General features: G+C 57.2%; 13 protein-coding genes. 10 read left to right on the top strand and 3 right to left on the bottom strand.

The window, feature by feature from the left end; genetic code table 11:
- Positions 1–7 precede the first annotated feature (7 nt).
- From zapE to lpdA, 8 genes are all read left to right on the top strand, one after another.
- Positions 8–1198: a cell division protein ZapE gene (gene zapE / locus PHA01_RS17470; protein WP_271897674.1), complete on the top strand. Its 1191-nt coding sequence runs from the start codon at positions 8–10 to the stop codon at positions 1196–1198.
- Between the two features lie 301 nt (positions 1199–1499).
- Entirely contained in the window at positions 1500–2462 is a 963-nt protein-coding gene (mdh, locus tag PHA01_RS17465) for a malate dehydrogenase (protein WP_112525031.1), read from the top strand.
- A 69-nt stretch (positions 2463–2531) separates the two neighbouring features.
- Entirely contained in the window at positions 2532–3728 is a 1197-nt protein-coding gene (gene sucC, locus PHA01_RS17460; RefSeq protein WP_271897673.1) for an ADP-forming succinate--CoA ligase subunit beta, read from the top strand.
- Positions 3729–3731: 3 nt separating this feature from the next.
- Entirely contained in the window at positions 3732–4646 is a 915-nt protein-coding gene (gene sucD / locus PHA01_RS17455; RefSeq protein ID WP_114429646.1) for a succinate--CoA ligase subunit alpha, read from the top strand.
- Positions 4647–4734: 88 nt separating this feature from the next.
- Positions 4735–7755 (top strand): 2-oxoglutarate dehydrogenase E1 component, encoded by a 3021-nt coding sequence (locus tag PHA01_RS17450; RefSeq protein ID WP_271897672.1) that lies wholly within the window; start codon positions 4735–4737, stop codon positions 7753–7755.
- A 34-nt stretch (positions 7756–7789) separates the two neighbouring features.
- Entirely contained in the window at positions 7790–9085 is a 1296-nt protein-coding gene (odhB, locus tag PHA01_RS17445; RefSeq protein ID WP_271897671.1) for a 2-oxoglutarate dehydrogenase complex dihydrolipoyllysine-residue succinyltransferase, read from the top strand.
- Positions 9086–9168: 83 nt separating this feature from the next.
- Positions 9169–9696 (top strand): hypothetical protein, encoded by a 528-nt coding sequence (locus tag PHA01_RS17440; protein ID WP_271897670.1) that lies wholly within the window; start codon positions 9169–9171, stop codon positions 9694–9696.
- A complete protein-coding gene (gene lpdA / locus PHA01_RS17435; protein WP_271897669.1) occupies positions 9678–11138 on the top strand; it encodes a dihydrolipoyl dehydrogenase in 1461 nt (486 codons plus the stop codon). Before PHA01_RS17440 ends, lpdA begins: the two co-directional genes overlap by 19 nt.
- Positions 11139–11206: 68 nt before the next feature.
- On the opposite strand, the gene PHA01_RS17430 is transcribed toward lpdA, so the two are convergent.
- The 3 genes from PHA01_RS17430 to PHA01_RS17420 all read right to left on the bottom strand — a co-directional run bounded on the left by PHA01_RS17430 (position 11207) and on the right by PHA01_RS17420 (position 14052).
- Complete coding sequence (locus PHA01_RS17430) at positions 11207–11548, bottom strand: hypothetical protein (protein WP_271897668.1); 342 nt, start codon at positions 11546–11548, stop codon at positions 11207–11209.
- A gap of 150 nt (positions 11549–11698) precedes the next feature.
- On the bottom strand, positions 11699–12766 hold the full coding sequence (locus PHA01_RS17425) for a TraB/GumN family protein (RefSeq protein ID WP_271897667.1): 1068 nt from the start codon (positions 12764–12766) through the stop codon (positions 11699–11701).
- 329 nt (positions 12767–13095) lie between these two features.
- On the bottom strand, positions 13096–14052 hold the full coding sequence (locus PHA01_RS17420) for a tyrosine recombinase XerC (RefSeq protein WP_271897666.1): 957 nt from the start codon (positions 14050–14052) through the stop codon (positions 13096–13098).
- Between the two features lie 124 nt (positions 14053–14176).
- Between PHA01_RS17420 and rimM the strand changes: the two genes are divergently transcribed.
- Together rimM and trmD are read left to right on the top strand one after the other, a co-directional pair.
- A complete protein-coding gene (gene rimM / locus PHA01_RS17415) occupies positions 14177–14758 on the top strand; it encodes a ribosome maturation factor RimM (RefSeq protein WP_112525052.1) in 582 nt (193 codons plus the stop codon).
- Positions 14755–15465 (top strand): tRNA (guanosine(37)-N1)-methyltransferase TrmD, encoded by a 711-nt coding sequence (gene trmD / locus PHA01_RS17410; protein WP_271897665.1) that lies wholly within the window; start codon positions 14755–14757, stop codon positions 15463–15465. The genes rimM and trmD overlap by 4 nt, the downstream gene beginning before the upstream one ends.
- The last annotated feature ends 72 nt before the right edge of the window (positions 15466–15537 follow it).

Raw genomic sequence — 15537 nt, 5'->3', positions numbered from 1 at the left:
ATTTCGCATGTCGCACGATAATTTGAAAGTATTTCCCTCCGTGCGTGAGCGCTACGATGCGCTTGTGCACGCAGGAGATTTGGATGCCGATCCATCGCAACAGCGTCTTGCCAGTCGATTTGATCGTTTGATCCACGACGTGGCGACGAAGCGGCTTGCAACAAAATCCAGTGCGCTCGGCTGGCTCTTCAGCCGAAAGGCGCCGCGGCACGAAATCGTCAAGGGTCTGTACATCCATGGCGAAGTCGGTCGGGGCAAGACCATGTTGATGGACATGTTCCACCAACTGGTACCGGTCAAACGCAAACGTCGGGCGCATTTCATCGATTTCATGGCGGATGTGCATGAACGCATCAACGCGCACCGTCAGGCTCTCAAAAAAGGCGAGACGAAACAGGAAGATCCTATCCCGCCAGTCGCCGATGCATTGGCGGAGCAGGCATGGGTTCTGTGTTTCGACGAATTCACGGTAACCGATATCGCTGATGCGATGATCTTGTCGCGCCTGTTTCGCGCGCTCTTCGAGCGTGGCGTGGTGCTCGTCGCTACGTCGAATGTCGCGCCCGATAACCTTTATCGCGACGGTCTCAACCGCCAGCTTTTCCTGCCCTTCGTCGATCTTCTGAAAACCCACGTGGACGTCATAAACCTCGATGCCCGCACGGATTATCGCCTGGAGAAGCTGAATCGCATGCCAGTTTTTCTTTCGCCGCTGAGCGATGAGACGAGCCGGCTGATGGATGACGCCTGGCACGCCGCGACCGCTGGCGCGACCATCACGCAAGACAGCGTCAAAGTCAAAGGCCGTACGGTTATCATTCCGCAGGCCGCACGGCACGTCGCGCGCTTTAGTTTTGCCGATCTCTGCTCGAAGCCACTCGGGGCGGCAGACTATACCGCGATCATCAAGCGCTATCAGACAATCTTTATCGATGCTGTGCCGGTGCTCGACCAGCCGAGACGCAATGAAGCCAAGCGATTCATCATCCTGATCGATATTCTTTATGATCACCATGTTCACGTGGTGATCTCTGCGGCAGCCTCACCGGATCAGCTTTACGTGGCAAAGTCAGGCACCGAGGCCTTTGAATTTGATCGTACGGCGTCGCGGTTGTTCGAGATGCAAAGTGAGGATTATTTGGCTGAAGCGGGCACACGTTCCGAGTCAGCCGAGCCCCCACGGTCCGCAGAAGTTTAAGCCATCAATTGCGTGTGATCCAACTCGCCTTTCTTTCATCATTTTGATATGTTCTCCATGCTAAAAATGGCGCGGTTCAACTTTTGTGGGGCGAACTTTGTTGACGTTTACGTAAATCCCATCAATTCTAACCGATTGAATTTATTGGGGTGAAAATTTTGTGTTGAGTTATTTTTGAAAGAGGAATATTCGAACGTCCCAGCGCGAGGACGTGTGGTAGAAGGTTTGCCCGTGGGCTGCCCGAACATTGCGAAGTGTCCTTTGGCGTCCGTCACGACTTCAGATCAAGGAAGTAATCAGCATGGCACGTAATAAAATCGCCCTCATCGGTTCAGGCATGATCGGTGGAACGCTTGCACATTTGATCGGGCTCAAGGAGCTCGGTGACATCGTGCTTTTCGACATCGCAGAAGGCATACCGCAGGGCAAGGGACTGGACATCGCCCAGTCGTCGCCAGTTGACGATTTTGACGCCAGTCTCGTCGGCGCTAATGACTATTCGGCAATCGAAGGGGCGGATGTGGTGATCGTCACCGCCGGAGTGCCACGCAAGCCAGGCATGAGCCGCGATGATCTTCTCGGCATCAACCTCAAGGTCATGGAGCAGGTTGGCGCGGGCATCAAGAAGTACGCCCCCGGCGCTTTCGTGATCTGCATCACCAATCCGCTGGATGCCATGGTTTGGGCATTGCAGAAGTTCTCTGGCCTGCCAAAGAACATGGTTGTCGGCATGGCCGGCATTCTTGACAGCGCACGCTTCCGTTATTTCCTTGCCGACGAGTTCAAAGTCTCCGTTGAGGATGTCACCGCCTTCGTTCTCGGCGGTCACGGCGACAGCATGGTGCCGCTTGCACGCTATTCGACCGTTGCGGGTATCCCGCTTCCGGATCTCGTCAAGATGGGTTGGACCAGCCAGGAGAAACTCGACCAGATCATCCAGCGTACCCGCGATGGCGGTGCCGAAATCGTCGGCTTGCTGAAGACGGGTTCTGCATTCTACGCGCCGGCCTCGTCGGCGATTCAGATGGCCGAAGCTTTCCTCAAGGACAAGAAGCGCGTTCTTCCTGTCGCAGCGCATCTTTCCGGTCAATACGGCGTCAAGGACATGTATGTCGGCGTCCCGGTCATCATCGGCGCCGGCGGTGTCGAGCGCGTCATCGAAATCGATCTCAACAAGACCGAACAAAAACAATTCGAGGCTTCGGTGGCTTCTGTTGCGGGCCTGTGCGAGGCCTGCATCAACATTGCTCCGAACCTGAAATAACTCGGGCCTGAAACAATTCTGAAACGATCCGCACCTAAGTGTGCGGATTATTCGTAGAGGAAATATCATATGAATATTCACGAATATCAGGCCAAGCGTCTGTTGCACTCGTTCGGTGCCCCAATCGCCAATGGCGTCGCCGTCTACTCCGTCGAACAGGCGGAAGAATGGGCTAAGACGCTGCCCGGTCCGCTTTATGTGGTAAAGAGCCAGATTCATGCGGGCGGGCGTGGCAAGGGCAAGTTCAAGGAACTCGGACCGGATGCGAAGGGCGGCGTACGCCTTTCCAGATCGGTCGAGGAGGTTGTTGCCAACGCGAAGGAAATGCTGGGCAATACCTTGGTCACCAAGCAGACCGGTCCTGCCGGCAAGCAGGTGAACCGCCTTTACATCGAAGACGGCGCCGACATCGAGCGCGAGCTCTATCTGTCGATCTTGATCGATCGCGCCACCGGGCGGCCGGCTTTCGTCGTCTCTACTGAAGGTGGCATGGATATTGAAGGCGTCGCACACGACACGCCGGAAAAGATCATCACCGTTTCGATTGATCCGGAGAAAGGCGTGACTGCAGAAGATACCGCCAAGATCAATGAAGCCTATGGCCTCGCGGGTGAAGCCCGCTCCGACGGCGAGACGCTCTTCCCGATTCTCTACAAGGCCTTCACCGAGAAGGACATGAGCTTGCTCGAGGTCAATCCGCTGATCGTCATGAAAGACGGCCGTTTGCGTGTTCTCGATGCCAAGGTGTCCTTCGACGGCAACGCGCTGTTCCGCCATCCCGACGTTGTCGAACTCCGCGATACAACCGAAGAGGACGCCAAGGAGATCGAGGCTTCGAAATATGACCTCGCCTATGTGGCCCTCGATGGCAATATCGGTTGCATGGTCAATGGCGCCGGTCTCGCTATGGCAACGATGGACATCATCAAGCTGTATGGTGCTGAGCCAGCGAACTTCCTCGATGTTGGTGGCGGCGCCAGCAAGGAGAAGGTCACGGCTGCGTTCAAGATCATTACGGCCGATCCCGCGGTCAAAGGCATTCTGATCAACATCTTCGGCGGTATCATGAAATGCGATATCATTGCCGAAGGTGTGATCGCTGCGGTCAAGGAAGTCGGTCTCAAGGTCCCGCTCGTCGTTCGCCTCGAAGGTACCAATGCCGAACTCGGCAAGAAAATCATCAATGAAAGCGGCCTGAATGTCGTCTCTGCGGACGATCTCGATGATGCGGCGCAGAAAATCGTCGCAGCTGTGAAGGGGAACTAAGGCATGTCTATTCTGGTTAACAAAGACACCAAGGTTCTCGTTCAGGGCCTCACCGGCAAGACCGGCACATTCCACACCGAGCAGGCTTTGGCCTATTACGGTACCCAGATGGTCGGCGGCATCCATCCGAAAAAGGGCGGAGAAACCTGGGAAGGCAATCTGCCGACCGGTTCGAGCGCGCAGCTGCCGATTTTCGCTACGGTTGCGGAAGGCAAGGATCGTACAGGCGCCAACGCGTCGGTCATCTACGTTCCGCCTGCAGGCGCAGCAGAAGCAATCCTGGAAGCCATCGAGGCAGAGATTCCTCTGATCATCTGCATCACCGAAGGTATTCCTGTCATGGACATGGTTCGGGTCAAGGCGCGCCTCGACCGTTCCACCTCGCGTCTGATCGGCCCGAACTGCCCTGGTGTTCTGACACCGGAAGAATGCAAGATCGGCATTATGCCGGGTAACATCTTCAAGAAGGGCTCTGTGGGTGTTGTATCGCGCTCCGGAACACTTACCTATGAAGCAGTGTTTCAGACGACGAACGAGGGCCTCGGCCAGACGACTGCAGTCGGTATCGGCGGCGATCCTGTAAAGGGTACCGAGTTCATCGACGTCCTGGAAATGTTCCTTGCCGACGAAGCGACCAAATCGATCATCATGATCGGTGAGATCGGCGGCTCGGCTGAAGAAGATGCAGCGCAGTTCATTGCCGACGAAGCAAAGCGTGGCCGCAAGAAGCCCATGGCTGGTTTCATCGCCGGGCGTACGGCTCCTCCCGGACGTACGATGGGCCATGCCGGCGCTGTCATCTCCGGCGGCAAGGGCGGCGCGGAAGACAAGATCGCAGCGATGGAAGCCGCAGGTATCCGCGTTTCGCCTTCGCCAGCGCAGCTTGGCAAGACATTGGTCGAAGTCCTCAAGGGCTGAGACATTAACTTAGCGAGAATGGATCGGGACGGTAGTCGCCCCGGTCAACCACCAGAAAAGGAGACGGAGCAGGGCTCCGGTCACGAACATGGCACGTCAAGAACAGGCCAACGATCTTTTCGCTCTCACCTCATTTCTCTATGGCGGCAACGCCAATTATATCGAGGAATTGCACGCGCGTTACGAGCAGGATCCGGCATCGGTGGATGCCGAATGGCAGGAATTCTTCGCCAATCTCAACGACAGCAAGGCTGACGTTATCGCCAATGCCAAGGGCGCTTCCTGGGAGAAGCCGAACTGGCCGATTGCGAGCAATGGCGAGCTCGTTTCAGCGCTCGACGGCAATTGGGGCGAAGTCGAAAAGCACATCACCGACAAGTTGAAGGCCAAGAGTGCCAACGGCGCAGCAGCAACCAATGGCGCGGCCGTTGCCGTTCAGGTGCCAGCCTCAGATTCGGATATCATCCATGCTGCCCGCGATTCCGTGCGCGCCATCATGATGATCCGCGCCTATCGCATGCGTGGTCATCTGCATGCCAAACTTGACCCGCTCGGCCTTGCCGAAGTCAAGGAAGATTATAACGAGCTGTCGCCCGAGAGCTATGGTTTCTCGCCGGCCGACTACGACCGCAAGATCTTCATCGACAATGTGCTGGGTCTCGAATATGCGACGATCCCGCAGATGCTCGACATCCTGCAGCGCACCTATTGTTCGACCATCGGCGTCGAGTTCATGCATATTTCCGATCCGGTGGAAAAAGCCTGGATTCAGGAGCGCATCGAGGGTCCGGACAAGGGCGTCGCCTTTACGGCGGAAGGCAAGAAGGCCATCCTGTCGAAGCTGATCGAGGCGGAAGGTTTCGAGCAGTTTATCGACGTCAAGTACAAGGGTACCAAGCGTTTCGGCCTCGATGGTGCAGAGTCGCTCATCCCGGCGCTTGAGCAGATCGTCAAGCGCGGCGGATCCATGGGCCTGAAGGAAATCGTTCTAGGCATGGCGCATCGCGGCCGGCTCAACGTCCTCAGCCAATTCATGCGCAAACCGCACCGCGCGATTTTCCATGAGTTCAAGGGCGGCTCCTATACACCGGATGACGTTGAAGGTTCCGGTGACGTGAAGTACCACCTTGGTGCGTCGTCGGATCGTGAGTTCGACGGCAACAAGGTCCACCTGTCGCTGACGGCCAATCCCTCGCACCTGGAGATCGTCAATCCGGTCGTCATGGGCAAGGCGCGCGCCAAGCAGGATCTTATTGTCGGGCGTGATCGCGATGAGATTGTGCCGCTTTCGGAGCGTGCCAAGATCATGCCGCTGCTTCTGCATGGCGATGCGGCGTTCGCCGGTCAGGGCGTTGTCGCCGAATGTCTCGGCCTGTCAGGTCTGCGCGGCCACCGCGTCGCCGGCACCGTACATTTCATCATCAACAACCAGATCGGTTTCACCACCAATCCGCGCTTCTCGCGTTCCTCGCCCTATCCCTCTGATGTGGCGAAAATGATTGAAGCGCCGATTTTCCACGTCAATGGTGACGATCCGGAAGCCGTTGTTTATGTGGCCAAGATTGCCACCGAATATCGCATGACGTTCCATAAGCCAGTCGTCATCGACATGTTCTGCTATCGCCGTTTCGGTCACAATGAAGGCGATGAGCCTGCATTCACGCAGCCGATCATGTACAAGACGATCCGCAGTCAGAAGACGACGGTCCAGGTCTATTCGCAGAAGCTGATCGACGAAGGGCTCATCACCGACGCTGACCTCGAAAAAATGCGGGCCGCATGGCGCGAAAATCTCGAACAGGAATTCGAAGCCGGCCAGCATTACAAGCCGAATAAGGCGGACTGGCTCGACGGTGCGTGGAGTGGTCTGCGGACTGCCGACAATGCCGATGAACAGCGGCGTGGCAAGACCGGCCTGCCGGTGAAGACCCTGAAGGAAATCGGCAGGAAGCTCGCCGAAGTTCCCCCTGGCCTCAACGTGCACAGGACGATCCAACGTTTCCAGGATAACCGCGCCAAAATGATCGAGACCGGCGAAGGCTTCGATTGGGCCACTGCCGAAGCCTTGGCATTCGGTTCGCTGGTCACGGAAGGCCATCCGGTGCGCCTGTCTGGCCAGGATGTCGAGCGCGGTACGTTTAGCCAGCGTCATTCGGTGCTTTATGATCAGGACACCGAAAAGCGCTACATCCCACTCAACAACCTGCAGAAGGGCCAGGCTATCTACGAAGTCATCAATTCGATGCTTTCGGAAGAGGCTGTGCTCGGCTTCGAATATGGTTATTCGCTGTCCGATCCGCGAGCGCTGACCCTGTGGGAAGCACAGTTCGGCGATTTTGCCAACGGTGCGCAGGTCATCTTCGACCAGTTTATCTCGTCGGGCGAGCGCAAATGGCTGCGTATGTCGGGTCTCGTCTGCCTTCTGCCGCATGGTTATGAAGGCCAGGGGCCGGAACATTCTTCGGCCCGGCTCGAGCGTTATCTGCAGCTTTGTGCAGAAGACAATATGCAGGTCGCGAATTGTACGACGCCGGCTAATTACTTCCATATCCTGCGCCGTCAGATGAAACGCGATTTCCGCAAGCCGCTTATCCTGATGACACCGAAATCCCTGCTGCGTCACAAGCGTGCCGTCTCTTCGATTGGGGATTTCACGGGCGATTCATCGTTCCACCGTTTGCTGTGGGATGATGCGCAACTCCTCAAGGATCAGCCTATCAAGCTGCAGAAGGACTCGAAGATCCGCCGCGTGGTGTTGTGCTCCGGCAAGGTCTACTACGACCTTTACGAGGAGCGCGAAAAGCGCGGCATCGACGATGTCTACCTCCTGCGTGTCGAGCAGCTTTATCCATTCCCGGCAAAGGCCCTGATCACCGAACTCTCCCGCTTCCGCAATGCGGAAATGGTCTGGTGTCAGGAAGAGCCCAAGAACATGGGCGCCTGGGCCTTTATCGATCCCTATCTGGAATGGGTTCTCGCGCATATCGATGCCAAGCATCAGCGCGTCCGTTACACCGGACGTCCTGCGGCAGCTTCGACGGCAACGGGCCTGATGTCCAAACACCTTGCACAGCTTGAAGCATTCCTTGAAGATGCTTTGGGTTCATAATTGAACAGTAGACGATCAACGGAAGAACGAGAACATGGCCACCGAAATCCGCGTCCCAACGCTGGGCGAATCCGTTTCCGAAGCGACAATTGGCAAATGGTTCAAAAATGTCGGCGATGCGATTGCCGTTGATGAGCCCTTGGTCGAACTCGAAACCGACAAGGTGACGATCGAGGTACCGGCATCTTCTGCCGGCTCGCTCGCTGAAATCACTGCGAAGGAGGGCGATACGGTCGAGGTCGGTGCTCTGCTCGGTATGATCGGTTCGGGCGATGGCGCTGCAGCTGCTCCCGCCAAGAAGGCGGAGGCAAAGCCGGAAGCCACCGCGCAGGCCTCGGGCAGTGCTGCTGCTTCTTCGACCAAGGAAGCAGAAGCAAAGACCGCCGAAGTTGCCGGTGAGCCGGCCATTACCGAACGTAAACCAAGCGAGATGCCGGCTTCCCCTGCTGCATCCAAGATCCTCGCCGAGAAAGGTGTTTCCCTCTCTCAGGTCGAAGGGTCCGGCAAGCGCGGACAGGTGCTAAAAGGGGACGTGCTCGATGCCGTTGCCAAAGGCATCACCGCCCAGCCCGCAACAACAGAAGCACCAAAGCCTGTTGCTGCTCGCCCCGCTTCGTCCGCCGACGACGCATCGCGCGAAGAGCGGGTGAAGATGACGCGCCTGCGTCAGACGATTGCGCGCCGGTTGAAGGACGCGCAGAACACGGCCGCCATGCTCACCACCTATAATGAGGTGGACATGTCGGCTGTCATGGATTTGCGCAATCGCTACAAGGAAATCTTCGAGAAGAAGCATGGCGTCAAGCTCGGCTTCATGGGCTTTTTCACCAAGGCCGTAACGCATGCGCTGAAAGAAGTACCTTCGGTCAACGCGGAAATCGACGGCAACGATATCATCTACAAGAACTTCGCTCATGTCGGCGTTGCTGTCGGCACGGATCGGGGCCTTGTCGTTCCGGTCGTGCGCAATGCCGACCAGATGTCGATCGCCGAGATCGAAAAGGAAATCGGCCGCCTCGGCAAGGCTGCACGCGACGGTGCGCTGTCGATGGCTGACATGCAGGGCGGTACGTTCACCATTTCCAATGGCGGCGTCTATGGCTCCCTGATGTCCTCCCCCATCCTCAATGCGCCCCAGTCGGGTATTCTCGGCATGCACAAGATCCAGGATCGGCCGGTGGTGGTTGGCGGACAGATTGTCATTCGTCCGATGATGTATCTGGCGCTGAGCTACGATCATCGCATCGTCGATGGCAAGGAAGCAGTGACCTTCCTCGTTCGCGTCAAGGAAAGCCTGGAGGATCCGGAGCGTCTCGTTCTTGATCTTTAGTAAATGCGACGGTGCTGGCTTTTGCTCCCGTTAAGGGAGGTTAGTCGGCGCAGTCGTGTCCACACCCGAGAGTTAGAATATTGATGGATTCGAACGTTCATTCCCGTCCTGCACTTATTCTGGCTGCTCTCTTGGGGTCGGCTCTGTTTGCTGCTCCTGCCTCTGCCGCCTGTACGCAGGATCGTGCGATCTACACCGACAGGGATGATGCTTATACGCTGAGGTTCAAGCATGTTCCGGAAGATCAGCCTGTCATGACATCGAATGAATTCTCAATCGAGATGAACGACAGCGATCTGAAACTCGATGGCGTGGTCATGTGGAATGAGGGTATTGCAAGGCCCAATGGCATCATCATGTACAAATGCCCGACCGGCGATGTCACCGGCGACGAACTGCAGGCATGTACCGTTTGGCGTGGCGTCATCTATGCCTTGAAGGAGGGAGCCGACGCCGACCTCCTGCCGCAAGCCAAGGAGCCGGCTGCGCAGGCTCTGCTCCTGCCGGATTTTTCCAGCTCCATGAGCAGCTTTAACTTCAAACTTGAAAAACCCATCGAGACTTTTCCCTGGGAAGTCTTCCGCTTTAAGGAATGCGTGCCCGAACAGTAATTTGCTGGGCAACGTCGCAAGAGAAGGAAACAATCATGGCATATGATGTCGTTGTCATCGGAACAGGTCCGGGTGGCTACGTATGCGCGATCAAGGCCGCGCAGCTTGGCCTCAAGACCGCGGTGATCGAGAAGCGCGCTACTTTCGGCGGAACCTGCCTCAATATCGGTTGCATCCCGTCAAAGGCACTGCTGCACGCCTCGGAAGTGTTCCATGAGGCGGGTCATTCCCATGCTACTTTGGGTGTCGATGTCGGCACGCCAAAGCTCAACCTTCCTGCGATGCTTGCCCATAAGGATGCAACGGTCGAGGCCAACGTCAATGGCGTCGCGTTCCTGTTCAAGAAGAACAAAATCGACACGTTCATGGGCACGGGCAAGATTTTGGCAGCCGGCAAGGTTTCCGTGACCGCCGAAGACGGCACGGTTCAGGAGATCGAAACGAAGAATATTGTCATCGCCACCGGTTCGGATGTCGCCGGTATTCCCGGCGTCAATGTCGAATTCGACGAGAAGGTAATCATATCGTCGACTGGCGCGCTGGAACTTGAAAAAGTGCCGGAGCGTCTCATTGTGGTTGGTGGCGGCGTCATCGGACTTGAGCTTGGCTCGGTTTGGGCGCGCCTCGGATCGAAGGTCACCGTCGTCGAATATCTGGACAAGATTCTCGGACCGATGGACGGCGAAGTCTCGCGCCAATTCCAGCGCATGCTGGAAAAGCAGGGCATCGAGTTCAAGATGGGTGCCAAGGTGACCGGCGTCGAAAAATCCGGGAAAGGCGCAAAGATCACGTTCGAGCCGGTCAAGGGCGGCGAAGCGCTAACCATCGACGCTGATGTAGTGCTCGTCTCGACGGGCCGCAAACCATATACGGACGGTGTGGGCCTGAAGGACGCCGGCGTTGCGGTCGATGATCGCGGACGTGTCGCTATCAATGATCATTGGCAGACGAATGTCCCGGGGATCTATGCCATTGGCGATGTCGTCGAGGGGGCGATGCTGGCGCACAAGGCGGAGGATGAGGGCATTGCCGTTGCTGAGATCCTTGCGGGGCAGGTGGGTCACGTCAACTACGACGCAATTCCGAGCGTGGTCTACACGCAGCCGGAAGTGGCATCTGTCGGCAAGACGGAAGAAGAGCTGAAGGCGGCCGGTATCGAATACAAAGCCGGCAAATTTCCGTTTACCGCCAATGGCCGTGCCCGTGCCATGCTGCACACCGACGGTTTTGTGAAAATTCTGGCGGACAAGGCGAGCGACCGGGTGCTCGGTGTTCATATTTTGGGTTATGGCGCAGGTGAAATGATCCACGAGGCAACTGTGCTGATGGAATTCGGCGGTTCTTCAGAGGATCTGGCACGCACGACACACGCTCATCCGACCATGTCGGAAGCTGTGCGTGAAGCTGCTCTGGCAACTTTCTTCAAACCAATCCACATGTAATGATCTTTGAAAAAATATATAGAAAAGGCCCGGATATCCGGGCCTTTTTTTTGTATGCTCCCCGCTAATTATTGAGCGGGTGCAGGAGCCGGAGCCGGCGTAGCTGGTGCCGGAGCAGGTTCGGCAGGAGCCGGAGCTGTCGGTGCAGTTGCTGCCGGCGGCTCAGGTGTAGCCGGTGCCGGTGTCGTCGTGTCGGTCGCAGCAGGCGGTGTTGGAGCGGTCGGGCTCATGCCAACGTCGCTGCGGTTGAGGAAGTAATAGCCGCCAATGACCAAGGCAGCGATGATGATACCAGCTATAAGGAAACCGCTCCCCCCGCTCTTGTTCGTCACGACCGTAGAATTGGGACGTGTCGGATCCAGCGGATCAGTAGTCACCGGCCGCTGCTGTAGGTTTGGATCGTATGTCATTTCGTGTCCTCCATGACTTTTCAGTACATTCCGGAAACACAACGATTACTGGCTAGGAAAGTTCCGAAATTGCCCCGGTGGCGCACCTACGATGTTTTTTCCCTTGCCTGATAAAGGCAGGTACAACCTCATCAATACTTGCCAGAACTATCACTCCGCAGCGATTGTATAACCCCTGCTTTTCAGCAGTGAAACGAGACCTTGCTCGCCGGGCAGGTGCAGTGCCCCGACTGCTATGAAAGCATTGCCCTTGTCGATGATCGGCACGGCACGCTCCGCCATGGTCCGGTTGCGCGCATTGACCATCTTTTCCTCGAATTCCGCATAATTCTGGCCGCTTTCGGTGCCGTCGGGAGATACCGAGCGCATCAAGGGGAAGATCATGCCGATATCGCCTTGCGTATAAAGTACGGTCATCGTTTCGAAGACATCCGGCAGTTTCGACCCCAGCGTCAGCGTCTCGATCAATCCGTCGATGTGAAACCGTGTTGGCAGCGACGCCATGGCGCCAAGTTGATCCTTGATTGTCTCGAGCCCGGCAATCTGCTTGCCCTGTGCCTTGGCGTCTTCAGCCAGCTTGATATCGAGAAAGGCTGCACCTTCCTTTTTGCGAGCGAATTCGCATGCCGGCATGGCGAGCATGCTGGTCAGCATCCAGGGCTGCATGCGATTGACGGCGGCGAGCGAAATACCCCGTTCCGAAAGTGCAGCGTTCACCGACTCGAGCTTGTCTTGGGGGATGACCTTGTCCAGCGTATTGCCGTCCATGAACATCATCAGTTCCGGCGTTTCGGCCATGACCTTCATTGGAGCCTTCGGGTCGAGAACTTCATCTGTTTCAATCACGACGGTATCGGCCCCACGATAGGCGGTCTCCGCCGCATCGGAAAGCTTGAGAACGCGCGGATCGGTCAGATGCATCGTGCCATAGAGATAGGAGGGTCGTGTTCCGGCCTTCTCGATCTTCCACAGCAAGCCGTTGCCGTTGACGGTCGCCGCGGCTTCCTTACGCAAAGCATCAAGTCTTGCCGGATCGGTCCTTGCCATTTCCGCGATCAGATCATGGCCGCCGCACGAGACCTCTTCGGCCCTGGCGCGTGTCACGCTGAAAGCCACAGCAAAGAGCGAAGCCAATAGCAGCCAGCTCAATATCAGGCACAGCCGCAACAGCCTGTCTGCGACATGATCAAGCGAAGTGAGATTATCGGTGTCGTTCATGCCTGGTATCTATCCGTAAGCCTGCGGAGAAAGCGCGGGGTCAGGACCCATTGATCTAATCGAAATGGTAGGAGGCCATTTGTTCGGATACGAGGAGCAAAGGCAATGGCAATGTCTATCCATTGTCGAGCCTTTGCGACGACGTTGCCGGGCAAATGGACCCTATCTTCCGGACGCCGAAACGGCTGCAAGCTGCAGTGTCGAGCTGCTCGGCCGAGGGAAAGACCCCGCCCTTCGCATCTCTCCTCGCATCTTCTTGCCGTTTCATGCGCCATTTCGATCATATTAATGGGTCCTGATCCCAATCTCCGCCGGTAAATTGTCCGTATTCAGGCGCGGGGATGCGCTTTGGCGTAAATTTCCATCAATCGCTCCGTATCGACGCCGGTATAGACCTGCGTCGTCGAAAGGCTGGCGTGACCCAGCAACTCCTGGATCGTGCGCAGATCGCCGCCGCGTCCCAGCAGATGCGTGGCAAAGGAATGGCGCAAGGCGTGCGGTGTCGCCGTATCCGGCAGGCCGAGCGCGCCGCGCATCTTCTGCATGTCACGCTGGATGATGGCAGAGTGCAGTTCGCCGCCACGCGCGCCACGAAACAGCGGCTTGCCCTCTTCGAGATCGTAGGGACAGAGCGCACGATACTCGGCAACAGCCCGATGCACGATGGGTAGCAATGGCACCATGCGGGTCTTGCCGCCCTTGCCGGTAATCAGGATCGAGCGCGCATCCGGATCGGTCAGCGCGCTGCCGTCGAGGCCGAGCGCCTCGGAAATGCGCAATCCGCAGCCGTAAAGCAGGGTCAGAACCGCAGCATTGCGCGCGGCAATCCATGGCTCTTCGTTCAGCTGTTCGCCCTTCTCGACGACACGCCGTGCGTCCACCATCGTCAGCGGCTTGGGCAGTGATTTCGGCTGGCGCGGTGCCCGCATGGCGATCGAAGCAGCAGCGTTGGCCATGCCCTGCTTTTCGAGGAAGCGTAGAAATGAACGTATCCCGGCAAGCCCGCGGCCGAGGGTACGCGCACCAGCGCCGTCATTACGCCGTCGCGCCAGAAATGAGCGCAGATCTGCGATCCGCAGTGTCGCTACGTCCTTGAGTGCAGGAGGCTCGCCAAGATGTCCGGTAAGAAACTGGAAGAACTGGCGCGTGTCGCGTTCATAGGCTTCCAATGTGTTGGCGGCCAGCCGCCGTGTATTCTTCAGCGATTTCAGCCAATTCGCACGAGCGTCGATCAGATCCGGTCGAGCGGAAACAAGGAACTGCTCGGTTTGTGGTTGAACGCCCATGGCATCGCTCCTCGGCTAATATGCCGGGACAATGCCACATGACTTCTTACAGAGTCGTTTCGCCTTGGATTTATTGGCTATTTGCTCTAATTCGTGGCTGAACGCGTAAAGGTGGAAGAAACTGATGGCGAAGTTGAACGACCCGGTACAGTTGGCGGTGATCGGCGCGGCGCATGGCACGCGCGGGGAGCTCAGGGTGAAAACCTTCACTGGCGATCCAATGGCGCTGGCGGATTACGGACCGCTTTATGACGTGACCGGCAGGCCTTTCGAGGTGCTTGATATACGTCCGGCGAAGACGGTGGTCGTCGTGCGCTTTCGCGGGGTGAACGACCGGAATATGGCCGAGGCGCTAAATGGTACGACTTTGTTCATAGATCGCTCGCAACTGCCGCAGGATCTGGATGAGGACGAATATTACCACTCCGACTTGATCGGGCTCGACGCGATCGATGCCGAAGGCAACAAGCATGGCAAGGTATCGGCGATGTTCGATTTCGGCGGTGGCGATCTGCTCGAGCTGACCATACCGGGAAAGCGCCCGATGCTGATCCCGTTCACGATGCTCGCGGTGCCGCATGTGGATATCAAGGCCGGTCATATCATTATCGATCCCGCCGCCGCCGGTCTCATTCCCGACGAGAACGAAGATGAGGAACGCCGCCGGCAACTCGGCGGTGAGGATGGCGGGAAAAAGCAGCCATGACCACGGTTGAAGGCGGTTTTCGCGCCACTGTGCTGACGCTTTACCCGGAAATGTTTCCGGGACCGCTTGGGGTGTCGCTTGCCGGAAAAGCGCTTGTGGACGGGGCATGGTCACTGGAAACGGTGCAGATCCGCGATTTCACCACCGACAAGCATCGCATGGTCGATGACACGCCAGCTGGCGGTGGCGCTGGCATGGTCATGAAGGCGGATGTTCTTGCCCGCGCGGTCGATCATGTGGCTGACGGGCGTCCGAAACTTTACATGAGCCCGCGCGGCAAACCCTTGACCCAGGCCCGTGTACGGGAACTCGCCGCGGGGCCGGGCGCGATCATGCTCTGCGGACGTTTCGAGGGCGTGGACGAACGGCTGATCGACGCCCGGGATTTCGAAGAAATCTCGATTGGCGACTACATACTTTCCGGCGGCGAGACTGCGGCAATCGTCATGCTCGATGCGATCGTCAGGCTCCTGCCAGGTGTGATGGGCAATGTCATGTCCGGCGAAACCGAGAGTTTCGAGACCGGGTTTCTCGAACATCCGCACTATACCAAGCCGCAGGAATGGGAAGGGCGACGCATTCCGGATGTGCTCCTCTCCGGCAACCACTGCGCTATCGATAAGTGGCGGCGTTCAGAAGCGGAACGGTTGACGAAGGAGCGCCGACCGGATCTTTGGCAGGCGCATAGAGCGTCATTAAAGAAATAGCCAAGCAAAAAGAATCGCTCGTGTACGTGACAAACCGGGTTTTATGGTGTATCAGCCCGCCAACTCGGGAAA

The organism is Candidatus Phyllobacterium onerii, from assembly GCF_028331445.1.
In the GTDB taxonomy this organism is placed as follows: Bacteria; Pseudomonadota; Alphaproteobacteria; order Rhizobiales; family Rhizobiaceae; genus Phyllobacterium; species Phyllobacterium onerii.
This window is presented reverse-complemented; position numbering and strand designations above follow the sequence as displayed.